The sequence below is a fragment of the Paenibacillus sp. FSL H8-0034 genome (assembly GCF_038000305.1).
Taxonomy (GTDB): Bacteria; Bacillota; Bacilli; order Paenibacillales; family NBRC-103111; genus Paenibacillus_S.
Window position 1 is genome coordinate 7,391,608 of sequence record NZ_JBBOBS010000001.1, and the last position, 24,408, is coordinate 7,416,015.

Here is a 24,408-nt window from a genome sequence, read left to right on the forward strand (position 1 = left end):
AGTTTTAAATACCTCTGAAAATCACCTTGATCTGTGTTGTCTCCAGAAATCATCATCGTCGATACGTACCTGCACATCTGTTACTTTCTGATATCCCGTTGGAGTCGTCGCCGTAAAGCGGAATACAACTACTTGGTTATCCCACTTTAACATGGTGTCATCCCACATCTCCCCTATCCATACGCCAGAGAAGGCTCCGCCACTACTTTTATCCATGTTGGTGTTGAATGTAGTTCCTATGATTTTGGAAGTGGTCTGTACGACATTACCTATTGTGTCGGCTTTTAACATGAACCTTTCACCTGGAAAGAAGACATCATAGCCACGTGGGCTTTCATCTGTTCTGGTTTTGGCTTGATTGTACTTCTTACGATTGGAATTCCAATCATCGGTATGGTTCACGTAACCCAATAACACCATAGGACTGACGACAATACGTCTTGTCAGGCTGTCGCTGGCTTCGTGAACGTCTGTAACAGTTAATGTTATATCATAATCACCAGGCGCTACAAATTTAATGTAAGGCACTACAGTACCTGTAGTGACGACTCCAGATGGATTACGTACTGACCAACTCGCTGTTAGGGCATCACCATCCGGATCTGTAGACTGATCGATGAGTTGAATATGATCTCCTTCCCAAGCAGGCCCCTCGAAAATAGCTACTGGTGGATTCACCTTCCAAGTGAAAATCGCTTTGGGCGGTCGATTGATCATCATCCACGTTTGTGGCGACCAATTGGATTCGGCCCCGTACTGGTCCCACACCTTGACGCGGACCCTCATCTTTTGACCGGTAGGCAGATCAACGGGAACCGTCATTCTCCCTGTCGTAGAGGTTGTATTCTGCCATGTTTTCCCTGAATCGTAAATCGTCACATCATTGGCCTCGTTTGTAATCTGGATCTGATACCAATAAAGGACATACCCAATATCCGGGTCTGATTGATACCAAGTTAGCTCGGGTCGTAGCGTATTCACGATGTTAGGAGCAGCTTGCGTACCATAGGGAAAGGTCATATAGGCAACTGGTGGGTTGTTCGTATTCATCCAGCCGATGTTACTCCAGTCAGACCACGATTCCCCGTCACTGACTTGTACCTGTACCCAATATTTTTGCCCCATGGACAGCATGGTTTCCATCGTCCATGCCCAGTTTGTTAAAGATGTATCCATCGCTCGATTTTTTACGCATTCAACAGGATTATTTGATATATCAAATACACATAGATTGAATGTAGAAAATATGGTGCCCGGATCGATGTCCGCTTGATTCCATGTTATTGTCGGTTGTAAGGACACCGACGAAGGATTTGCATAGCTTCCGCTTGGGAAGGTAAGCCATACCGTCGGTGGATGATTCGGCGCTACCGGCTGGTCGATTTGGATGGTCTGAACGTACCAATCCGACCATGCTTTATTCTCGTCTCGAACGGCCATAGCAACGGTGTATTCCCCACTCTCCAAAGGTCTGACAAGCTTGCTGTCCTTCTTCACTCCGGATGGAGTGATATAGTAAAACTTCTTGGCATAAATGCCGTTGTTGGCTGCAAAGGCTGCCTGACAATTGCCATGTGCATAGCAGCGGTCCGGATCAAAGCTCAGGTCCGTCCATCCTACTGTTCCATCCTGTTCGATATGCAGGGTAAATGGTGCTTCAGGTATACGATGCACAATTAAATACTGCTCGTAATCCTCCGAATATTTGCGATACGAATCAAAAGCGGCATTGTCAGGCCTTGGATTATCCGGTACTCGATATTTGAGCTTATATAAACCAACCTTATCGAACTGTGGAACGGGATTGGTCACGGTTTGACCATGCATTGAAGATACGCCGTAGTTCGCATCATAAGGTGCCCAGGTGTACGGTAGGAATCGGTTTGGATCAACGTGGTCAATGTACCACTGCGTTCCGGGTGCGTACATCGCATCCCTTTCCGGATCGTCATAGGTAGTTTCATACGTAATGGGTGTATTCACGATCGCAGCGCCCGGTGTATCGTAGCTCAGATCCGACTCTGACCACATGTAACTTATGCCTTTAAATTCGGTATTATCGGCTGTTGAATACGGACCAAGCGTACCGGATGTAAACGTGTTATCTACCGCATCGATAATGAGTCCATTTCTCTCATAGACCTTGATGTGTGAGCCTGTTATTTTAATTTTGTACGAAATCTGCTGTTCAGTCGTTAAGATGTGACTCACTGGTGGAGAAATCAAAGTTTTCCTGCCGTTTACGATACGAAACAGCTGTACATTGTCTTTATATACTTCGACTCTATACATATTTTGGTGATTTTGAATTCGGAATCCCATACCCGCGTGATAATCAGGACCGTCCAGCTTGGCAAACTTCATCGTCCATGAAATCGTACCGTTGAGCACCTGTTGAGACGAAGGATTGAACAGTTGGCCGAATGTAATAGGTTCGTTGCTGTATGGGGATTGTCCAGTGCTTGGCTTGTATCCGTAGGAAATCGAATATTCGACTCCAGCTTTAGTCGTGGAACCTCCAATATACCTTGTGCTGCTAGTAGGTAGTTGATTGCTACGAGGTTGTGGATTAATTTCAACCCCGGAAAGAAGGTCAATCGTCTTGCCAGTAATCCGGTGTGTTCCATAGCCGTTCTTATAGGTTGTATAATCTTTGTAACCATCAGAGGTACTTGTGCCTTCCGACCATTCGAAGAAATCTGAAGGCTTGGTTGTCGTTACCGCACTTGTACTCAAATTTTCGTAGTAGTAATTACAACCAGCAGGTGTCTCATATTCAGAGTCATAAGGCCAACAATAGGATAAACCAACATATTTTTGATCAGCTGATACTCCGCCTCCGGTAAATCCATTGATATAATCATGAGCTACAATTTGTTTAACAATAGAAGGAAATCCAGTTTCAGCATCCCATCTAATTAAGTGGGGTTTATTGTTAATTCTGCTTAAAGTATAATAGTTGCCTTTCGGATCTCCAGCTGGTGCCCAATACCCGATATCCTCATCATCAACACTTCGCTTAGCCCCACTTGATGTTCCTAAAATTTGATCCAAGCCGTCAGGTAGATACGCGATATAGCCATTCTGTGACGTGTTACCGGGATTTGATCTGGGCTCGGCAGGAATATTGTCAAATGATTCTGTCTTATAGGGGGTAGCCATATTGTCAGGCTTAAACGATTTAATTGTCCTGGTAGTAAGATTAATTTCCTTAAAATCTGAATTAAACCGCATACGGGCATAGCGACCAAGCTCATCCCCATTACTAAATGTTCCTCGTGCGCCCGTATAAGATGGTCTACCTGAATCGATTTCTATCAAAAAACTTCCAGATGCCGATGCCGATGCTCTTAATGCAAGAAGATCATCAATTCGGTACCTCCACCAATATTCATTATATTGATATCTACTCCCACCTGTATTTCTAGGCGAAACTATAGTTCGGAACATAATTTCTCCTAAATCTTTGCGCACATACATCACTGGAGCGCTACCATTAACTGCAAAGGGGCTCAGTAGTATTGGATCGTGCGTATCTCCTAGTAGATAATGCTTACCATAATTCGTATCTGCAAATGTCGCGCTACTTACATATTCTCCTTGACCCAAATAATGGTAAGGCGCGGCCCCACCGTAAGGTAATTTAATCTCCTTTGGATCAAGATCCATATTTTCGGCTCCTATCGGCAAGGAGAATTTACTATGCACTCCATTGCCCATCCTAGCGCTTATTAATCGACCATCGGCTGATGCAAACCATCCATTGTTGATCCAAGATTTATCTAGGCTGGTGTTCGTCCAGCTCATAAATTCGGACGCTGGAAAAGGAGTTACATTGATTGGCATAGGCTCTGTGGCTATGCCTGTAGCTGTAAAAGTGGCTTCCGGATTATCATTGATCGTATCTCCACTTCCAACGGTATTTACAATTTTTTGGCTGTAAGCTACGTTGTCATTAAATACTAAAGTAAAAAGGGATATAATCAATAACAGAGATATAGTAATGTTTTTGGATTTTTTAAATCTCAACTCTTTATTCCCTCATTTGCCTCAGCAGAGTGGATCTATGCCACTCTGCTGATTTATTTTAATATCTGAGATCCGTAGGTTGTCCGGGAATTTCAATGCCTTGGAGTCTCCACTGATAGCCTCCCACATGCTTACCTTTCAAGGTGAGGATATGTGCATTTGTTTTGGTTACGATAAGTGGTTCGGACCCTGCCATATACGTATACTCCCAGCCTATAATTAATGCTTCTTCGTCAATGGCGGTTGTCGTTTCCGCATCATTGAATGATTTATCGTTGTTAGCATCGTAACTAAAATACCAGAAACGTTTGCTGATAATATCCTGGTCAATCGACATCACGGTACCCTCTATTGTATAGGTGGCGAGCCCTCCGTCGGATAGTTCTCGCGTAGCCCTGCTGTTCGCTGTGTTGCTAGCAATCGGGTCCAGATCTGGTGCCACATCGATGATTTCAACTGCCTCGCCCGTTAAGCCTTCGGTATCTGTGACGATAAGAGATATTTTATACTGACCAAGCTTCGAGGTTTTAAAATCTTTCAGTTTGCCTGTTAAGGGATTGATATAAGTCAAGTCTGCCAAGGTTCCTTGTGTCTCGCCCGCTACTGGATTGATTGACCACGCATAGGTTAATGTAGAATGCTTAGGACTGCTGCTACGTTCACCGGATAGCTGGATACGTCGATCTTCCTTTAGCCAACCACTAACATCGATTACAGCTGTCGGTTCCGGCCCTATAACATACAAGATTGAACAACCTGTAGCGCTGACACCAGACTCATTCGTGCCTGTAACACATACTTTATGCGATCCTTTTTCAGACGCCGTTATGTTATTGTACTGAGCTGCATTTAGCGGGCTAGACCAGCCTTGAGCTAATGGTAAACCTGCTACCCAAGGAGAACCGTTGTTAAAGTTCCATAGCCGCGTAACTTTTTCATTGCGACTATCTGAGATCGTAGGCTTTAAGTAGACATTTGCGCCTTGAACAACCTCGATTACCTCTTGATTCGTGGATGTATCGTACCAAGCTAACGATACAGTGGGCGCACCTGCCGTTTTAATAATTTCAAACGACTTGGGACCGGCATAGGCTGTTTTCCCGCAGCTGTCAAGAAGGGCGTAATACACTTTGACGTTGCCAGCGGCCATGTCTCCCGGATACTTCGTCCCATTCCAAGCAAATGGGATATCGTCCGTCATACCGGATACCGGGCGATAGGGGTACTGATAGGCCTTAGTACCTTGTTCAATGGCAAACCTGCCCTCTACCGGTGTACAAGTGGAATTATTAGGATTTTTTATATCCACTTCGAAGATATTCATATCCTTCCATTCAATAACAGGAAAGCGAACCGATAATTCTACGACCAAGTCGGGTGATTCTTCCATACAATGATTAACTGCTGTAAAATTTACTGTTAGGCTGTTGTTATTATTGTTAGATCCCTCATTAATATCGTCATTACTATCCACAAATATAGTTATACTTTTCATCGTATTTGCCGAAAAGGTGTAATCAAACTCACCAGTGAGTGTCGTAATCCCAATCCCGGTAGGAAAGTCATGGGTTGCTATCGAAATTCCGTCAACACTTATGGATGTTTTGAACCCTTTAGAAACAGCGACGTATTTGTTTTCTATGGTGTATTTGAAGTGAGCTGATACGTTTGATTCAATACAACCTGGTCCTGTAAGAGAATTAACTGTAAGGTCAGGATTAGTTGCTGGTGGACCTGTAGTAGCATAGGCTTTTAATTTAGGGTATTTGTAGGTATTTCCACGAACTTTGATGGTCCAGTTGTCAAACCATTCAATAACTATTCCGTTTGAATCATCGGATATTAAATTGTCATAAACCGTATCGAACGTTATTGTATAATCGAATCGATAGCCGAATGTAGATTGATTGATAGGCATGATTTTTGTATTTGTGATATTACGTTTTCGAAGACTCATTGTAGCATCTGGAGTAAATTCTAGATCTTCTTCCTGTAAATTAAAACCGGATACATAGTTTCTGGGTATTTTAATAGCTCCATAATTGAAGTCGAACGCGGCTGGCATACTTAAGTTTCCAGATCGTGTTGTGGTTGCTTGGTTACAAGGCCTGTTGTCTGGAAATGTAGTAGGGAATGGAGACAAATTTTCGATAGGTCTTACTGTGTAATCACAAGAAACTTGTGAAGGTTGAGGTACAATATCTGGATTCCTCAAATAATGCCTATTGGTTTGTGTAACCGTTAGCGGATCTTCTCCCACAGCTGGCGGTTCATCATAGTCGTACATCCATACTCGCCTATTCCCAGGGTCACGGAACCACTGGAAGGGTCCCTTTCCTAATTCTAAGGAAAGAGAACTTACCACCTCAATGCGTTCAGCAGTTAAAGGAGAGCTTAAGCGATATTTATTCCCTCCCGCGTTAACCAGTGTCCCATGAACATTACCAGAAGCATCCTTTAACTCTACTTTAGTAATAGGATCTGTTGAATCTATGGTCACATCCTGAATATTCATTGTGCTAGAATTTGAAAACAAAAATTCATCGCTTGGACTTGCTTGGTGTACAGGTGATGAATAAACGACATCAGCAGGAGTTAATTCGGCTGCTTCGGATATATTGGGAAATGTAAGTATCAGATTCAAAAAGGTAATAGCTACCATAAAATAACTATAAAACTTTTTGTTCATTATTTGCCTCCCAAGGAAGCATCAAATTCAGAATCATAAATACCTAAACCATATTGTTCACCAAGTGACCTAGCGTTGCTTTTGTAGATGGATGTACTTCTATCTTTTGTAAGTAAAGGCTTTTTAGGACCTATTTGACCTGTAATTAGACGAGCCTCACTTTCTCCTTCCTCAAAATGAAGGATACCTCCTTGATAGTAATATCCAAGGCCATTACTCACATAAGGCGCGAGTCCAGCAATATTTATTAAGTTACCATCACTATCTACACTGTCATCATTACCATTATTAAACATATGGAGATATAATGTTGATATTTGAAAACCATTTATTTTAGGTGTCTCATATCGTATTACATGATTAAAAGAGAGGAAAACATATGAATTTGATGGAATTTCTGCGACAGGCGTACGTGTGTTTCCAACTGCCTTATTCCATCGCATATTCTCCTGTAAATATTTCTTGTTCGGATCACGCGGATCATCCATATCAATCACAATATACTTTTCAACCTCAGACATGCCTAATTTGCTTTCATATCGAATTTCATCCCAAGGAAATATCTGTTCCCGCGGAACACCATTATACTTCTTAGCGCTACCAAAATACTCAGGTGCCATCGAATATACATTGGTCCGATGCCAAGCAATTTCTGCTTCTGACGTTGCGTATTTATCCGCAGGCAATACCGTTCCTGACTTAATTTTCAAAATACGTTCGATGACGGTAATTGCCTCAGCTCGGGTTGTAGGCTTGTCCATGCCTAATTCACCGCTTTCATTCAATCCGGTAATGATTCCTTTACTTGTTGCTAAATACATCCACTTATTTTCTTCATTTGTAGTTGCACCTGTTCCTCTAACAGCAATTTTGGCCATTTCATCGCGAAGGATATTCCGATTTAGGTCTGAATCAGAACCCGTTTCATCTTTGGTGATTAAACCATTCACTTGAGCCGATGCTAAGAACTTGCTGTGCCAGTACTCACTATTGGCAGGATCAGTTTGAAAGGCTAGACCCGTTACCAGCATTTTTACAAACTCGGCTCGGGTGATCGAATTATTCGGTTTGAAGGTTTCATCCACGTACCCATCTACGTATCCTTTGGATACAGCAAGTCGGATATCCGACTCGGCCCAATGTCCGTTTGTATCCGTGAAGTGAACAGCTGCCGCTGCTTGTGTTGAGGCAAGAGGAACGAAAGCTGTAATGCTTGCTAGCAAAGTAACCATTTTAATCGATTTGATTAGTTTCATAAGTATTCCCTCCATTTTTTTGTTAAATTAATTCAGGATTGTTCATAAAACAAAGGATATTCCTTTCCCCCAATCGCGTAATTCCAACCACCTTTTAATAGATACTCCTTCAACTGTTCTTTGTCGACACTCACAACCAGCTTCGTTCGGGTGATTCCTGAATCTTCGTAAGTCACAAACTCAGGACCTGATCCTTGAACCGAACCTGGTATAAGCTCATCCATACGAAAGTAATCTGCTACTTGCAGATCTTGCTGCAGCTTACTCAGATCCCATGACAATTTAAAAGAAAATGCGTAACTTCCCGATACATTCTGTTCCTGTATCTCAGAGGCAAAGGGGGTTGTAGGATCATCGCCATCGATCACCGTAATTTCCTCGATAGTGAGCCCTACCTCCCCGATCCGATACTCGACAGGAAACTTTCTGGATGCTGGTTGGCCCAAGACACTCATGAAATTGGTACCCGTCAAGGAAAGATCGGTTAACTGAATAGCACCCTTATCAACAGGCAAAACCCCACCGTCTTTCAATCGCAGTACACGATCGATCACCATGACCGCCTGTGCGCGTGTTGTCGATTCACTCAGTCCGATTCGTCCCCCTTCCAATCCTTGTATTAAGCCTTTCTTCGCTGCGCTATATACAAGTGCCGGATCCTCTACCGTGATAGCAGGATTTCGCAGTTCTATGTTGGTAGCACGAGTGATCAAACGCACGATTTCCAGCCTGCTGATCTCTCCGTTCATATCCTGGGTGAAATCCATATCCCGATGCACTCCTGATTGGGTCGCCGCCTTCGTATAGGGCTCGTACCATTCTCCAGATTCCGACGTAAGCTGCTGACCTATCGCGGCCATCAGCATTTTAATAAACTCAGCCCGGCTGACAGCTGCATCCGGCTTGAAGGTACCATCCGAGTAACCATCTATATAGGCTTGCGTAACGGCTTTTTCGATAACCGACTGGCCCCAATGATGGTTGATATCTTGAAACCTGCTTTCTTTGGCCTGAACGACGCCCAGACTTGCGAAGAGCCCAGCTGTTACAAGAGTACTGGTTACGATTCTTTTGATCATCCGTAAGGTCTCCTTTTAGAATTGCGGGTTTTGTGGAGCTAGGGAGGATATGGCCTACACCTCGTTATAAAGTTATAACTTTCCGTATAGGGATAAACAAATTATAGGCTTCTTATTTTGAGTCTAAATACCTGTTTTTTATCTATAATTCCATAATTTTCTTTTATCCACCTATTATGGTCGATAGTCTTTTACATTCAAATAGGACTATTGATTCATTATCGTAAGTCCTCTCCTGATCTCTGAAATGGTTTTCATCCATCTTTGCAAAAAAATATTTAGGTAATACTTTTCAAGCATTTTGTGTGAGTACTAACGAAATGACTAAATCTTTATACAGGTATTACATGAGTTGAGTGTATTATTGAATGATGGATTTATTCGGCACTGGGTAGCCCCCATTATTGATATTCTACCGTTCCTAAGAATCTCAGGTAATTCGATTGAATTGTAGCTTCGACAATTTCCCCAGTATACTTAAAGTTATAAAGTAAAACTACTGCATTAATATCATTTGGCAATTCTTCCTGCACTAGCGTATCAAATCTCGGGGCAATTTCATCATCATAAGAGAATCCTTCAAGTATTTGATTCAGGTCATTACTCGCCTCTTCATAATATTCTGCTTCTCTAACAGCATCGTCATATCTACGAATCTCAAAGTGTTTAGCAAATATCGAAGGAACAAAATCTCCTTCATCAGAATAAGAAACAGCGAGCAATCTATCCAACTCATGGGTGGTTTGAACATTCCCTACCCACAGAGATACGAATCCTTCCTTTTTCATGTTAAGCCTCCTCAAGGTTTTAGCCCCTCCGGCAGAGCATCTACCCCACCTTCGAATCTATAATTTGCCAATAGCACTGGCTCTGGTCACTCATATAAGCAACTAGGTCAACAAGAATCAGTTTCTCATACGGACTTAAACCATAACACTGATGGATTTTATGCGGCAGGATGGTATATCCTTTGTGATGTCCTGTAAAGTTGCTCTCCTTGGCAACTTCGTCCATGTACGCATTAGCGGCTTTGTTATTCTTAACCAACCAGAAGTCGTTGTACTTCGTCTTCATATGCAATACCTTCCTTCTTGTGCTGTTATTCCGCCACTCGGCGGCTATGTAGTAGGGAAGGCGGCTAGCCCGAAACGTATCCTTACCTGTTTTATGCCATTTTATGTTGACTGGTCGTCACCAGATTTATTGACTTGCACAATAACTATCGCATCTTATGTCCAGATTGTTACGGAGCAAAATAGATATTCTAGTCCCTGTCCTATAGTGGTCGGGCTATGTCGCTTTGAAGTTGCGGATTTCTCCTTTCACTCTCCCGATCGGGGCGGCGTATTCTACAGTTGCATAAGATTTTGAAAAAACCGTAAGAAAACGAAGATAACAAAAAACAGGTCAATCATGATAGTATCTGACCATAATCGACCTGTTAGATGTAACGGAGTAACGATTTTCAGGTTGTACTATTCAAGCATTTATGTGCGTACAAACAAAATGACGAAATCTTTATACGGGTGTTACATAGGTTATATGTGTTATTGGTTAAGTTGTGGGTTCATTCGGCACTGGGTAGCCCCCCACATGATATACTAGGGGACTGGCAAGACCATCATATTTATAAGTTATCAATACCTTCTTGAAACATATCTATTGTATAATCATCAAAGGTATCATAGCGGACGGAAAGTTCTCCCCCCCCCTAATACAACTAAATACTCTTTCGTCATTAACATCAGCGGAGTACATACATCGAACAAATTCTCCTGAATCTTCAATCACAATTAGCCCCATATCTAACCCTATGTTTCTCCATCTTTCAGTCGCCTTTACTACAGACGCCCCAAGATTTCCCTGAACGCCTACGATTTCAACACCACATATTCCTCCTGAGCCATATTCTTTTAGAAATTCTCGGTAACTTTGAGGAAACTTTAAACCAAGCATTTCTTCAGCATTAAGAATATCTTCCTCTGATGCTCCTCCGAAAAAATCCCTTTCTTCACCATGTTCTTCGATCATTTTTATTATTTTCTGATTCATGGTATCCCTCTTTTCTATTCTTCATTTGCACGCATTTTCCAGTAATTGCTTCTAAAATTATTATACTGTTTTTCAAGCAACGGATCATTCCTGAAGCTATTTCCATCCTCTACCAAACCATGTAATTGACTGCTGTACTTATCGTGGGTAGATTCAGCTATTTCAACCATACCTCCTGACTCTTTTTGAATCAAATGTTGCAGTTCAAATTTACTCTCCACTCCGTCTTTTACAACATAGGGAGATTTCCCTTTCGACATTAGTTCCTTATTAGTTAGTCCGTCTGCGGCCGGATCTTTCGGCACATAGTTTTTATCAATCTCGATTTGGTACACTCTTCTTGATACATCTACATCTTTTCCTGCCACTTTAACAGATCCTTTTACTTCTACAGCAGTATATTTATCTGGTAACCAATCCAGTTGGATTTTTTCAGAAGATAGTTTTGTGGGTTTTAGTCTACCATCACCCGTCCCCTCAGATGAAAAATTATGGACGCCATCTGCGATCTTGCTCACTCCATTGCCGATCGTTGTTACACCCAAGGCTGCAACAGCCAAAGAGGGGGCGATGATGACAGCCGCGACCCCCACAGTTTCAGGAATAGCGACGATTCCCGCACTTGCAACGGTAATTCCCTCTATGGTCTCGATCACTCCGATGCCGGCCGCTGCAAGGCCTCCTGCAATTTCGCCCGCTGTATATGCCAGGTTACTATCACCTTTATTGGTAGTATCATGATAGATCCCGTTACTGATCGCGGAAGCTCCTACATTCCAGGCACCACTTGCAAATGATTGTAATGCTCCTAGGACATGATGTCCACCTGGATCCTCATTTTTTGTCTGAGCATACTCGTCCTCCTGGCTGCTACTTTCATTGAAAAGCAAAAACCACAACACGGGCGGCTAACTCGCATTGTGGCAATCTCTTGATAATGGTTGTATTGTAGGATAGATTACTTTTAGTTTGACAATTTCTTTTCAGTATAAGGATGGTCAAGTAAGCTAAGCAGACTTGTGCTTAAGTATTTTGTCTGGTATTGATTCAAATCTTTATTGATAATTAACTCACCGTTTTCTTTTCTAAGTAACTGATCTGAGCCATCTTCTAAAAATAACAGATTCCCATCAATTTGTTTCATAAGCTTCCCCATCATTTTAAACAAAAGCTCCAATCCTAGATAAAAGGTGTTACTGAACAATTGAACTCTGAGGCATACATTAACATCTAGGTTATAATGATTTCTAACAAAAGAGATATCAGAAGTATCCTCAATTTCAAGAGCCAATGAAAAATACTCTGATCCGATAATTATTTCCTCTTCATTACAATTAACTGACACCTCTGCGTTCGCTAACTCGTTAGTTATTCTTTCTATCATTTCTCCAAGTGATTTATAACTTAAATTAGATAGTAAAAGCAATTCGCAGTCCATGCATTTCTATCCCCCAAACACCTTCATAATTTTTCCATACTTCACAAAAAAATAGTTCTTTTAAGTTTTTCAAGTCCCCGTTAGGATTTGCTTTTCTTAAAATTCCTTCAACGATCTCCGTAACTTTTTCAGGAGCGAAATTATCTAAATTAAGAACAATTCTTTCTGCCTGTGTTTTTGTCTTTGTTCTTATGTTTCTAATAATATCATCCTGCTTTGAGTTCCGGCAGAGGACTCACCACCCTGTATTCGGTTTTGTTCTTCATCATGCTATAGATAATGTTCACGAGCCTTCTCATGACGCATATGAGGGCTTGCTTCTTCGTCTTACCTTCTGCTAACTTCCGTTGATAGAACTCATAGAACAAGGGATTATGCTGTCTCTTGTTCTTCCCTTTGGCTACTTGGATTTGCTGTACAGCAAGGTTGTGGAAGATACTGTTTAGTACCCGATTACCTTGACCGCTTGCTTGGTCTTTGACTTTGGCGCCCGAACTAAAGCGTACTGGAGCGATTCCGGCAAATCGGGCTAGCTTATCCGCATTGGAGAAGCGGTGAATGTCTCCAATCTCAGCGACTAGTTCTGCCACAGTAACCACGTTAATACCGTCCATCGACTCTAGCTTGTAGTCGGTTTGAGCTAATACATGACGAAGTTGTTCCTCTGTCTGCTTGATTAGTTCTCTGCTTCTCCGCATGTCATGAACCATGTTAACGACTAGGAAGTCTCTATATTCTTGGAAGTTCCGTTTCGTCTCCCCATCCTGCCTGACCAATTCAAGTATTTCTTCTGCCTTACGGGTAGAACAAGTGTTATTACTGGATTTACGTAGATATTCCGCTAGTTCTTCGACCCCCACCGTTAGTGCTTGATGTGGTGCAGGATACTTCTCCCAAAAGGCAAGAGCGGCTTTACCGTCTATGTCACAGAAGAACTTCTTATAGGACAGCTTAATTGTTGGTGCATTTGATTCTTCAAGCCACTGGCATGTTTGACGATAGAATTACGTCTTGCTACCAGTTGCCCGACTGTCCAGTAAATATCCTGCGGATTCGCATCCGGCAGTTCATCCAATCTGGCGAGCAACACCCTGGCGATGCAGTACGCATCCCAACTATCACTCTTTTGTGTGGTTGCATTACTCATACGTTCATTGTAGGAAAGAGCGGAGTTGACTTCTTTGACAACTTGCTTGTTTTCTACAAGGTGAACGGCTAATGATCTGCCATTGCCACCCGTATCCTCTAATCCATAGACAGGGGTCAAGCCTTTTGAACATTACTTCTTGACGAACTTCATCAATTCATCGAAGGTTGTTGGCTTGTTCTCGATTTGAATCTCACCGAGTCTTTCGTTCCAATAGTTGACGATTACCGCTGTATGATGGGCTTTATGTAAATCCAAACCGACATAAATATGTTTCTACTTGTAGTGTGTCAAAAGGATTCACCTCTGTGTATGGATTATGTCGTGACTAGGGTAAAAGAATAGGGGCAACCTCAGTTCGAGCGTTAACCTTACGGTTCGCAGTGGGACGTAAGCCTCTCTATTCCCTTCCTTGTTGTCACAGTATGGCTTCATGTAAACCAATTGCTTCTATATCTCCATAGCGATATGTACCGCTATAAAAATCACGTTTATCTAAGATTCGTTTTACTTGCACTTTCGTAAATAAACTGCCTTGCCCAGTCGTAAAACCTTCTTCATTCAATGATTCTGCTATTCGAGTCAACGTCCATGTTGGATGCTGTTCTTTTGATTCAAGCACTCTACGGACAATTTGTGCCTGCTTCTCATCTACTTGGATGCACTTCTGACCTTTCTTTGCCTTGTATCCGAAGGTTGCCCTTCCACCTGCATAGCCGCCCTGTTCAGCTTTCTGGTTTCGACCTCTTCCTAGCTTCGATGCAATCTCCAAGCGTTGGTACTGGTCAAGCAGTTCCATAAGCCCGTTAATCAGGAAGTCATTCGGGTCTTTCTTGTGGATGCTGTAGGTGGGTTGTTCAATACTCCGAACGTCCACCCCATGCTTCTTAAACTCCCGATGTACCAACACTTTCACAATGTCAGACCGCCATAAACGGCTTGTATTGAGGGCAACAACTGCATCAATGGATTGGTTAATAACAAAAAACAGGTCAATCATGGTGGTATCTGACCATAATCGACCTGTTTAGTGTAACGGAATAGCGTTATTTAGGTTATGAAATTCAAGTGTTTGATGTGCGTACAAACGAATTACTGAAACCTTTATACGGGTATTACATGGGTTAGATGTGTCACTGGTTGAAAGTAGAGTGCATTCGGCAATGGGTAGCCCCCACATGATACTAGAACTAGAGGACTGGAATTTCTATGCCATCACCAGGCGACTTTTCCAAGAAGACATCAGGATTACTAGGGTTTGACTTTCTTAGCTTAAAAACTTGTACTTTTGTTAATGGTGGAGTAAAAGAAATCGACTTATTAGAGAAGTCGTTATCAAGTATTCTTTCATATAACTTTGAGATGAACTCTTTCCATTCACTCGAAGTGGACGCAGAGAAAGCGTCTTTTGATTCGAGTAGACGATAACCATCTGCACGATAAAACATTAGCAGACCCGTTCCAAAATCACAATTTTCATTGCTTAATATAGCCTTTGGAACCTCAAAGCCGCTGTTCCAGTTATAGTTAGCGGCTAAGATATGGAGATCCAGAGGATTCTTATTTATAATTTCTGTAATAATCTTGCTATTATCCTCACTGTATAATAGGTCTTTTAGCTCCTGTAGTTTTTCACCATGCGTAACGGTTGTTTTATTATTCATCATCGGTCTATTGATTCACTTTGTAAATCTATCTTTTTAGCCGTAAAGTTGTAATTAATTGCTCAATACCCTCTGCGATCACTTCAAATGAATTTCTTTCATAGTCCTCAAGTTTCACATACCCATCTTGATTATCAACTACAACCATAAGCCCATTGCCCTCTATGCCTATAGGGATATGCTCAAGTTTGTTATTGTGGTTATTCTTGTATCCCGTAAGTATGTTGCTGTAAGATTCAATATCTGCCTTTGGTAGTACCGATTCTAGTTTTATATAGTGGTCTTTAATAAACCCATCTAGATCAGCAAACCAATATGAATTGTAATATTCGATAACAGACGGATGAATTCTGATACCTTGGTTCTCTTCTAGAGATTTGAAATCATTAAAGTCTTTTTTTTCAACAGGTCTCCAAGAGATATACTCATCCTCGTCAACTTCTCCAACATAAATAAAGGAATCAACATCTTCATCGAATGGTATTTTAAATAAAAAATCTAATCCCTCATCCGCGGTGGCTTTCCTTAACGAAAAATATTGATTCATTGCTTCCTTTATAGACAAAAATATCACCCTTTACTTGTTCAAGAATTTTTCCAATAATTCAGCATAATGGCTATCACTGCCCCAAACTCCTGCTTCTTTTTCAGCATTGTGTATGCCGCCCGAGCCAGGATGTAATTTGGAGGGCACTGCAACAGCCTGACCACCACCACCAATATGATGATGAATTAGCGTGTCATTATACAGTTCTTTAATATCATACTGCGGAAAATGTTGTCTGAACTGCTTATCATTAATTGGTGAGAAACCTAATTCAATTTTTTGCTTATTGGCTTTACTTATACTTTCGGGGTATTTTTCCAATACCTCTTTCCAGTAATAATCTTTATCTCGTAACCATCCTTCTGAATTTGTACCATTCTTCCCATTACCTACATAAGGCATTTCCACTGTCAGTCTAGGATCAGCGGTATATTTAGTTTCGAGTTTACTTAAGTCAGCATTACGATAGGTTCTAATTGGAATATCATCAATTTTACCCGTCCCCTAAGTAGTAATCTTAAACTTGGGAATAAAGAAGGTGGAAACTGATTTTCCAATTACCACCATTATATCAACTTGCTTGACGCTCTGTTAGAGGAGAAACGACTGATAGGATTTACATCAGCACCCTTGAACAGATATGCAAAGCCTTGAACATACACATTCACGAGCTAATTGATATGGAAGATGAATAACGTTTTCGTGCCGACGCTCCAGATTTGATTTCCCAACAGCCCGTATAGCCTTCTATACGGCGCGTAGCGCCTCGTTGTTAGTATCACAGGGGAAACTGTAAAGGTTTCCTACGCGTTCTCATAGCTCCGTATGAAGCGCACAACGGGGCAAAGCAAAGGGACGGCAGAAGTCTTTTCAATTGGATGAGTAAAAGCTTAGTTTACCGCCCCTCTCTTTTCTAACCATCCAAAACAAGAATCTCCCCCGAAACCGCAGACCGCCAACGGCGTGTCTGCCAGTATTTCTTCTCTTTATCTTCTTTACTTGCTTCTTTTTAAGTTCTTATTATTCTGAGGCAATTCATAACTTCCTTGGAGATGATGCTTGGCTACTCCGAACACATAAGACGACTATCCCATAGTTTATTTTCACCTTCGAGAACCATGATTATTGTTGTTGAATAAGCTCATCTTCGTCAGTGCCATCGTTCTGTTCTTCTTCAGATGCAAGGTAGTTATCCCAATCGCATTCATCCCCATCATCAAATCCAATACGCTCAAGGTATAGATTGAAATGCTTCTGGAAATCCGCAAATATCGGTACTGACACTAGCAACCCTTTCTCATCCCTAAGCTTATTTCTGATTTCCATCATCAACTCCAATTGAGTGTCTAGTACGAGATCGGGATACGATTGGTCTGTATATGGTGAACGATACACTTCATATAGTTTATTTGCATACTTAGCATATGAATCGCTGTTGACCACAGCAGATATAACCGATTGGATAGCAGACCTCTTAATGTATTTGGGCTGATACAGCCTCAAGAAGTAATGAATGGTTTCAGACATTCCGACATACGGATTATCTTCCAGTGCATCAATCCTATAACGATTTACGTGACCTCTCCTGCGTACAGTTTTGATGAATCTTTTCTTCACAAGGGCGTTAATAGCCGATTTTACAGTGGACTCACTAAGACCTAAATTACAAGCTATTGTTTCTTGAGAAGGAAAAGCTTCATCGTTTTCTCCTAAATGACTGATAATGTCAAGCAATACACTCCGCTCATTCATGCTCAAGCCGTAGCATTTTCGAAGCATATGGGGATATGGGATATAGTATTGATTTCGTTGGAAATGACCATGAAAGTTATGCCACTCCATATCCACCGCCCATTTAATCAATCTCTCTTGAATACTCTTTGGCATTAGAACTACGTCCTCTCTGAAAGTTTTTTTGGTAATAGGAAAACAACTAGCCCGTATGTCAACTGGTCGTCACCAGAGTTATTTCTTTCACAGTAACAATCGCTATAGCTTGCCATTCTGTTGCTGATAAAATCAAAAATGTTTTCAATTTAGCCGCCCTACTATTAATTGTCGTGCTACACACACTAAAAGATGCGATTGTTTAGCTTCTCATCCTCTCTATCGGGGCGGCGTATTCTACAGTTGCGATAGATTTCAAAAAACTGTGAGAAAGCGAACATAACAAAAAACAGGTCAATCATGGTGGTATCTGACCATAATCGACCTGTTCAATGTAACGGAATAGCGTTATTTAGGTTATAAAATTAAAGCGTTTGATGTGCGTACAACCGAAATGGAGAAATCTTCATACGAGTATTACATGGGTTATATGTGTTCTTGGTTGAATGATGAGTTCATTCGGCACTGGGTAGCCCTTTTAAGTTGCCGCCATCATTACTGGCATTGTTCATGTGCATTCTCAACAGTTAAATAGACTTATTTTCTATTTTTTCAATTACAGCCCAGTCTACTCCATCTTCAAGCTCAATATCTATCTCTTCTAATAATTTAAAACCTTCTTGCTCGATTCCTTCGTCATGCCCATGTAATTCAAAATAGCGTTCTTTAAACTGTACGAACCAAAAATAAATACTATAATAAATACTCGGTTTGTCCAAAGGTATTAAGTTAGCATTTTTCTTAAAAAAAGAATAGCGTGATAACAACTCATTCAAGTGGGCATCTTCAATATTTTCATTGTAATACTGTCTCAGCTTTTCATCAGAAATAAACTGTCTTACTTCGTCTTCTTTTAAAATTTTCATATACAACACCTAACCTTTACTCAGGGAAGTATTTTACAATAATATCGATATTCTTAGTTTTAAATAGATTTGTCAATTGCTTCACAGCCTCCGCATCAGAAACCAACCATTCTACCTTATAACCTGCGGCTAATGCTGACTCTTGCTGTCTTAATGCCTCCTGCAATACCTTATCTTTGGCGAATTGCGGTAGATCATCTACATGATAAAACGATTTCGGCTTAATAATAAGCTTGCCATCTTGCAGAACGTTACCTGCAAGGTTTTCAAACTGAACATAGCCCCCATTAGGATGCGGTAAGTAATAACTTTCGTTATTAGGATTTATCTTCAACTCGTAGCCATCAACTCTTGGATTACTTTGAGGTATTCTTTCTCCAAAGAATCCTTTACCGTATGGTCGTGCATTAATGTCATTGATGCCCCACTTAATCTTTGTATCATACTTACCAACTTCTCCCGTCCCCTCAGATGAAAAATTATGGACGCCATCTGCGATCTTGCTCACTCCATTGCCGATCGTTGTTACACCCAAGGCTGCAACAGCCAAAGAGGGGGCGATGATGACAGCCGCGACCCCCGCAGTTTCAGGACTAGCGATGATTCCCGCACTTGCAACGGTAATTCCCTCTATGGTCTCGATCACTCCAATGCCGGCCGCTGCAAGGCCTCCTGCAATTTCGCCCGCTGTATATGCCAGGTTACTATCACCTTTATTGGTAGTATCATGATAGATCCCATTACTGATCGCGGATGCTCCTGCATTCCAGGCACCACTTGCAAATGATTGTAATGCTCCTAGGACATGATGTCCACCTGGATCTTCATTTTTTGTCTGAGCATACTCGTCCTCCTGGCTGCTGCTTTCATTGAAGTATCTCACATACTCCGTGTAAGGAGCAAGGCTCTCATAGGCTTGCATCGCAATCTCTTTGATTTGCTCTACACGTTTAGCAACCTCGTTTTGCCCACCTTTGCTGTAAGCTCTGCCCAAATCCTGCATCCAACCAAACAGTTCCTGATTGTAGGCTTCGAATTGACCTCTCAATCGAATCCCGAAGGCATTCGTATCCACAAGCTCCTGGATGCTCTTCGTTCCGCTCGCAAGCACCGCGTTGTTTTTCATTTGTTCCATCATTTGGCTCACTGGGGGCGGTACACGAAACCAGTTCCAGACACCTTCTACCACCTGACGTGTCGAACTCACATAGGGAATAACGGGATCTCCATACCCTGACTGTCCCGTAAGCCACCGGCTCCATGGATTCCCCGTTCCTGTACTTCTGGAACCTTCATCCGATTGGAGCTCGCGGATCGCGTTATAAGTCGTCTGTAATACACTGACGATACCTCCCAATTGATCGATCGAACGTTTATAAGCTGTTTCTAATTGTGTTGCATCCTGACCGAATTGGGTATTCGCTATCCTTAGATACCCCCTGCTCCCACTGTAAATCTGCTCTATTCCTTTGAGTTTCTTTAGCTTGATCGATTAATGGTTTTAGATTTTCCAAATCTACCGTAAGTTTCGTCATCTCTATCAATCACCTTTATCGATCTGAGTCCATATTCGTTTACTCAAAATAAAAGTTCCATCATCTTGCTGCTCCTGACGTATCAGTAAACTAACTGAAAAATTCTCATCCTCACCTCGGTTTTCCTGCAACGAAATGTACTCAACAGCTATTTGGATCGCATCTTCTTCGTGATAAATGTCTTCCAGAAAATACATGTATTCAATAATTACATTTAAGGTTAGAAGTAACAGATCGCCCTCGTATTGCTTCCAAAATACCTTATGATTAAGGTTTGGTACGATATTAGCCATTCCCAGCCATTCATGAAGATTTGCCATTTCATTGTTTTCACTTTTACGCTCTTTGTGAAACTCTTCCAATCTTAAAATTTCCTCGGGATACTGATTCCATAATGATGTACCAAAAGAAATAAATAAATACTGCTTGTCCTTAGTCTGTTGACTTGCCATCAAAAGTTCAATTTGCTGATCCAAGCTGTTCGGGACTAGCATCTCTTGAGCACGAGGTTCAAGACAGATTGCCATAAGCTCAATCACATCTGCTTGTTCTTTACTATCAATTAATGGAATAATTCCATCTATGAACGGGTCCTTCTCAGCTAATTGGTTCAAAATTAGACCCAATGCTGCAGCATGTGATTCACGGTCTGTGTCCTGCGGAGAACGGTACAATAGAATTGGATAACGTATGTGTTCACGTTTATGTGTCCAGTTAGACAACTGCTCTATTTCCAGTTCAGTTTCAGGAATATTCTTTAAGTCTATATTTCTCTTTTGCAAATAGTTTCTAATTGCAATAGTTTCTGCTGAATTCATAGTAAGTGTTAAAGACTGTGATGCAACATGAAGATCTGCTTGATGACTTACGTGTACTTCCTGCTTACTCTTATCCTCCTGAAGCCGAGAGATCCATTCGCTGGAAACTATCAGGTTCCTTTCTGTAAGCTGTAATTGTTGATTCAAATCCTCAATTGAGTTAACCATGGCATCTTCTGGCCTTTGATCCTCCAATATGGAGAGGAACGGCATCACCAACTGTACCTCGCAACAGATTTTCTTTATGGTTTTTCCTGACTTCCAGTCCAGACGCACGACAGTTCGCCCTGGTACTTCTTCAGTCATTCTAAGTCCTTCCCGCCCATAGAAGTCGAAACAAAGCTCGGTGGATGCAAGAGGAATAATGTGATTGAATCCTCGTCTTCCCCGTGAGCGTGATGCAATGCTCGTATTATTAATCGATGCGATAATATAAATTCCATAACGCGATGCGTCACTGAGTAGTGACATCAATAGCTGGTTATCATCCATTGATTTTTGTTCCAGATAATCAGTAACACGAACATAACCATCAATAACCAGGACATGGTAAGATAAATCATAATTGTCATGTGTATGCGACATCTCAGATTTGGCTCGGAACTCGTGCCATCCCGCCCCATCGAATCCAGCACTGAAGTCTTTGCGTTCTTCCATTTTTGCTGCCAAAAACTGAATAACATCTTTCAGTCTCTTTATTCCATTGTCTCTATCATCCACATATTCAACAATATGGGGTAAGGATTTCCATTTTTTCAGCGAATAGCTATCCCAATCAACTAACCATACATTGGCATCCTGAGGTGTAAATTGCTGAATCGTTTGCATAATGACAGTATGGAGTCCCATGGTTTTACCAGATTTCATAGGTCCAGTAAAAGCAAGATTACCCTCCCCAGCCAAATCGTAGACCCACTTCAGCTGCTTCTGCTGCTCCGGTAAATCAATCAATCCCATCGGCAATCGGAAACCAATATCATCCTGCTCCTGCTGAGAGCCTTCATATGTAATCAATTCTTCCAGATTTAAAACTTGTGGTAGAGGTTCCAACACAATGGGGGATAAAGTAAAATCCCGAGACAGATACTGTAGTTCTTTCGTGATAGCCTTTACACGCTCCGGCTTTGCGTAAGCACCCTGAAACTCAAGCACCTCTTCTCCCAAACGAACATATCCGCGTCCCTTGGAACGGATGCGAATGGCTCGTTCATCACCAATCATGGCTTTGCTTGAGTCACGGTCCTCGACCTTCAGCGCAATCATGTAGTCAAGATTATGCGCTACACGTTGTGCTTCACTTGGACTATGACCACTGAATAATAAGCGTATTCCATAAGATCGGCCCTGTCCGGCCAGGCGCTCCAAGGTAAGTAATAAGTTGTCAACAATATCGCTGTATTTCTTAGAGCTAAACTTAATTAATTGGCCCAATTCGTCAAAAACAACAAGCAACAGCGGTAAATTTGGGCGAACCTTGATTGAAGAATCCTTGAGGTACGCTTTCTTTTCCTTGTAATAATCCCTCATATAGTCTTTCCATTCAAACTGTCCCACTTCTTTAAATGCCTCATCCCGTTTTCGAAATTCGGCTTCAATAGCTGTTAAAGCTCGTTGAACGATAAATAATTCTCCACTATCGGCTGTACCAAGGACATGGGGTAAATGCTTTAATGGTTCAGCCATGCCACCGCCTTTACCGTCAATAAGAACGAAAGCAACGTTTTCCGGACTGTAAGATACTGCTAAAGAAAGTAGATAGGCTTGTAAAAATACACTTTTACCCGAACCTGTTGTTCCCCCGATAAAACCATGATTTCGCTTATAAAGATCAATATGGAGGTTCTTACCTTCCCAACCACGGCCAACAATCGTCTTGATAGGATTTGCTAATGCAGAAGAGATATCCTGATTGTCCCAAATGCGTTTGATCTCCTTGGCACGAAGGAACGGGTTTTTGTTCATCCCTTCATCAAGCCCGTCTTCACTGTCTGTGAACAAATCATCAAATAATATGGAATCAGGGATAATCGCTTGTTTTAAATTGCTTTGCGGGGCATTCGGATAATAAATATTTGACATGAATACAGCGTACTGCTGCAGACCTTGCTCCGGATTTTGAATAAAACGTGTTAGTTCCAGTTCATCCTGCATTCCGCTTAATTCGACGATTTTTTCCCCATTCCTATATACATTGGCACCTGAGGTATTGGCATGAAGCTCCAATGCAAGAACTTCTTCCCCTTTAGGAATATCCATTATTGTATTTACTTCTATCATTGTTATAACCCCTTGCTCACGACTCATATGCAGTAATCTTTTGGCTAAGGGCTCTTCTTCAAAAGAAGACCAATCATCAATGACAATCAATGCATAGTAACCACGCTCTTCGACTGAGGATCTGAACAACTCTTCGTTCTCCTCGATAAAACTATCGATTTGCTGTTTACTGTATATACCCGCACTGCCCATAACATGAGGCAGGTGGTAATACCATGCCTGGGAATCACCTTCATCCACTTCTTCGTCTGGTGTTTCCGTACGTTCAAATGCACCACTTGTCAAAATAAACAATCGTAAATTATCATAGCGATGAGTCAAACACAGACGCGTAACAAAAGCCCGAATCCATGCTAAACGAAATTCAGAGCTACTCCCGCACCCGGCTATAAAAGTATATTCTGCCAAATTGACAACATAGGGAAAACCTTGTCCAGTCGTAAACATTTCATTCAAGCCTACTGCTTGCTGCAGCAGTTCGGCATCTGCCTCGTGTGCATCACGATTATCCAGTTCAGCTTGGACCCATAGAGGGACCGGCCCCTTGCCTAAAGATGTATTCATATAATGGTCACTTTCCTTGCCAATCCACCAGAGACGAGTCGACAATGATTCGTCTGTTTTTTTGTGCATTAGCTCCTCAAGCTCATGAAATAGTTCAGGCAACGAAGGATGCCAGGTTTGCAACGCCTGCATTTGAGTCTCTCGTGCCTGATAAAGCTCTTTATACCAGTTACTTAGACGACTGCGATATGAGACATATTGTTTTTCTACCTGCTGCTTTTGCTTTTTCGTTTGTTTTCGTTGCGAGTTCAAAGACACCATTGCAACTATCAGCATTAGGAATGTAGTTACAATTGAGCCAAAGATCATCACCATTCTTGAACCGACTGTCCCATTATCCGTGCGCGTCATCATCGTCATAACCAAGATAATCGGTCCGATGGTAGTCATTAGCATGCTCAATAATGTAGTTACTACTTGTGATTGATCCTTAGAGAATGGAGAAGGTGGTGTGTCCAACCGAATTGTCTTACGTTCAGGTAATTTTTTATCTATGCTCGGCCAAGTTATCCGAACCAACTGCTGCTGCTTACGCTTAGCCAACCATACCACCTCAAATT

General features: G+C 41.7%; 18 protein-coding genes and 3 pseudogenes. 1 reads left to right on the top strand and 20 read right to left on the bottom strand.

What is annotated here, in order from left to right; genetic code table 11:
• Positions 1-21 precede the first annotated feature (21 nt).
• The 15 genes and pseudogenes from NST47_RS32990 to NST47_RS33060 form a co-directional block, all read right to left on the bottom strand.
• Entirely contained in the window at positions 22-4,029 is a 4,008-nt protein-coding gene (locus NST47_RS32990) for a glycoside hydrolase family 78 protein (protein WP_341158921.1), read from the bottom strand.
• Positions 4,030-4,087: 58 nt separating this feature from the next.
• Entirely contained in the window at positions 4,088-6,718 is a 2,631-nt protein-coding gene (locus tag NST47_RS32995) for a CARDB domain-containing protein (protein WP_341158922.1), read from the bottom strand.
• Entirely contained in the window at positions 6,718-7,974 is a 1,257-nt protein-coding gene (locus NST47_RS33000; protein ID WP_341158923.1) for an S-layer homology domain-containing protein, read from the bottom strand. The genes NST47_RS32995 and NST47_RS33000 overlap by 1 nt, the downstream gene beginning before the upstream one ends.
• A 32-nt stretch (positions 7,975-8,006) precedes the next feature.
• Positions 8,007-9,053 (bottom strand): S-layer homology domain-containing protein, encoded by a 1,047-nt coding sequence (locus tag NST47_RS33005; RefSeq protein ID WP_341158924.1) that lies wholly within the window; start codon positions 9,051-9,053, stop codon positions 8,007-8,009.
• 401 nt (positions 9,054-9,454) lie between these two features.
• Entirely contained in the window at positions 9,455-9,841 is a 387-nt protein-coding gene (locus tag NST47_RS33010; RefSeq protein ID WP_076238404.1) for an immunity 22 family protein, read from the bottom strand.
• Positions 9,842-9,881: 40 nt separating this feature from the next.
• The gene (locus tag NST47_RS33015; RefSeq protein ID WP_179097815.1) at positions 9,882-10,127 is read right to left on the bottom strand and encodes a hypothetical protein; all 246 of its coding nucleotides are present in this window, start codon (positions 10,125-10,127) and stop codon (positions 9,882-9,884) included.
• 585 nt (positions 10,128-10,712) lie between these two features.
• A complete protein-coding gene (locus NST47_RS33020) occupies positions 10,713-11,105 on the bottom strand; it encodes an SMI1/KNR4 family protein (RefSeq protein ID WP_256711691.1) in 393 nt (130 codons plus the stop codon).
• A gap of 14 nt (positions 11,106-11,119) precedes the next feature.
• Positions 11,120-12,004: an HNH/ENDO VII family nuclease gene (locus NST47_RS33025; RefSeq protein WP_341158925.1), complete on the bottom strand. Its 885-nt coding sequence runs from the start codon at positions 12,002-12,004 to the stop codon at positions 11,120-11,122.
• A 65-nt stretch (positions 12,005-12,069) separates the two neighbouring features.
• Positions 12,070-12,543, bottom strand: coding sequence for a hypothetical protein (locus tag NST47_RS33030; protein WP_341158926.1), 474 nt, complete (start codon positions 12,541-12,543; stop codon positions 12,070-12,072).
• Entirely contained in the window at positions 12,515-12,748 is a 234-nt protein-coding gene (locus tag NST47_RS33035; protein WP_341159805.1) for a CdiA C-terminal domain-containing protein, read from the bottom strand. The genes NST47_RS33030 and NST47_RS33035 overlap by 29 nt, the downstream gene beginning before the upstream one ends.
• A gap of 1 nt (position 12,749) precedes the next feature.
• Positions 12,750-13,960 (bottom strand): annotated as a pseudogene (locus NST47_RS33040) (IS110 family transposase).
• Positions 13,961-14,108: 148 nt separating this feature from the next.
• Positions 14,109-14,657, bottom strand: a pseudogene (locus NST47_RS33045) (recombinase family protein); the annotation flags it as partial.
• Positions 14,658-14,880: 223 nt separating this feature from the next.
• Positions 14,881-15,354 carry a DUF4274 domain-containing protein gene (locus tag NST47_RS33050; protein ID WP_076237638.1) on the bottom strand — a complete coding sequence of 158 codons (474 nt, stop codon included), beginning with the start codon at positions 15,352-15,354 and terminating at the stop codon, positions 14,881-14,883.
• 28 nt (positions 15,355-15,382) lie between these two features.
• Positions 15,383-15,901 (bottom strand): SecY-interacting protein Syd, encoded by a 519-nt coding sequence (locus NST47_RS33055; protein WP_179097730.1) that lies wholly within the window; start codon positions 15,899-15,901, stop codon positions 15,383-15,385.
• Between the two features lie 30 nt (positions 15,902-15,931).
• Positions 15,932-16,309, bottom strand: coding sequence for a hypothetical protein (locus NST47_RS33060; RefSeq protein ID WP_341158927.1), 378 nt, complete (start codon positions 16,307-16,309; stop codon positions 15,932-15,934).
• Positions 16,310-16,509: 200 nt separating this feature from the next.
• On the opposite strand from NST47_RS33060, the pseudogene NST47_RS33065 reads away from it, so the two are divergent.
• A pseudogene (locus tag NST47_RS33065) lies at positions 16,510-16,596 on the top strand (helix-turn-helix domain-containing protein); the annotation flags it as partial.
• Positions 16,597-17,023: 427 nt separating this feature from the next.
• Here NST47_RS33065 and NST47_RS33070 read toward each other — a convergent pair.
• The 5 genes from NST47_RS33070 to NST47_RS33090 all read right to left on the bottom strand — a co-directional run bounded on the left by NST47_RS33070 (position 17,024) and on the right by NST47_RS33090 (position 24,391).
• Positions 17,024-17,788, bottom strand: coding sequence for a helix-turn-helix domain-containing protein (locus NST47_RS33070; RefSeq protein WP_341158928.1), 765 nt, complete (start codon positions 17,786-17,788; stop codon positions 17,024-17,026).
• A 527-nt stretch (positions 17,789-18,315) separates the two neighbouring features.
• Positions 18,316-18,654: a hypothetical protein gene (locus tag NST47_RS33075; RefSeq protein WP_341158929.1), complete on the bottom strand. Its 339-nt coding sequence runs from the start codon at positions 18,652-18,654 to the stop codon at positions 18,316-18,318.
• Positions 18,655-18,670: 16 nt separating this feature from the next.
• The gene (locus NST47_RS33080; RefSeq protein WP_341158930.1) at positions 18,671-19,801 is read right to left on the bottom strand and encodes a hypothetical protein; all 1,131 of its coding nucleotides are present in this window, start codon (positions 19,799-19,801) and stop codon (positions 18,671-18,673) included.
• Between the two features lie 56 nt (positions 19,802-19,857).
• Positions 19,858-19,995 carry a hypothetical protein gene (locus NST47_RS33085; protein WP_341158931.1) on the bottom strand — a complete coding sequence of 46 codons (138 nt, stop codon included), beginning with the start codon at positions 19,993-19,995 and terminating at the stop codon, positions 19,858-19,860.
• A gap of 199 nt (positions 19,996-20,194) precedes the next feature.
• Positions 20,195-24,391, bottom strand: coding sequence for an FtsK/SpoIIIE domain-containing protein (locus NST47_RS33090; protein WP_341158932.1), 4,197 nt, complete (start codon positions 24,389-24,391; stop codon positions 20,195-20,197).
• Between the last annotated feature and the right edge of the window lie 17 nt (positions 24,392-24,408).

Bases quoted from the DNA above. Each gene is read 5' to 3' on its own strand.
- NST47_RS32995 (WP_341158922.1), bottom strand. From the start codon at position 6,718: ATGAACAAAAAGTTTTATAGTTATTTTATGGTAGCTATTACCTTTTTG.
- NST47_RS33000 (WP_341158923.1), bottom strand. From the start codon at position 7,974: ATGAAACTAATCAAATCGATTAAAATGGTTACTTTGCTAGCAAGCATT.
- NST47_RS33005 (WP_341158924.1), bottom strand. From the start codon at position 9,053: ATGATCAAAAGAATCGTAACCAGTACTCTTGTAACAGCTGGGCTCTTC.
- NST47_RS33010 (WP_076238404.1), bottom strand. From the start codon at position 9,841: ATGAAAAAGGAAGGATTCGTATCTCTGTGGGTAGGGAATGTTCAAACC.
- NST47_RS33015 (WP_179097815.1), bottom strand. From the start codon at position 10,127: ATGAAGACGAAGTACAACGACTTCTGGTTGGTTAAGAATAACAAAGCC.
- NST47_RS33020 (WP_256711691.1), bottom strand. From the start codon at position 11,105: ATGAATCAGAAAATAATAAAAATGATCGAAGAACATGGTGAAGAAAGG.
- NST47_RS33030 (WP_341158926.1), bottom strand. From the start codon at position 12,543: ATGGACTGCGAATTGCTTTTACTATCTAATTTAAGTTATAAATCACTT.
- NST47_RS33050 (WP_076237638.1), bottom strand. From the start codon at position 15,354: ATGAATAATAAAACAACCGTTACGCATGGTGAAAAACTACAGGAGCTA.
- NST47_RS33055 (WP_179097730.1), bottom strand. From the start codon at position 15,901: ATGAATCAATATTTTTCGTTAAGGAAAGCCACCGCGGATGAGGGATTA.
- NST47_RS33070 (WP_341158928.1), bottom strand. From the start codon at position 17,788: ATGCCAAAGAGTATTCAAGAGAGATTGATTAAATGGGCGGTGGATATG.
- NST47_RS33075 (WP_341158929.1), bottom strand. From the start codon at position 18,654: ATGAAAATTTTAAAAGAAGACGAAGTAAGACAGTTTATTTCTGATGAA.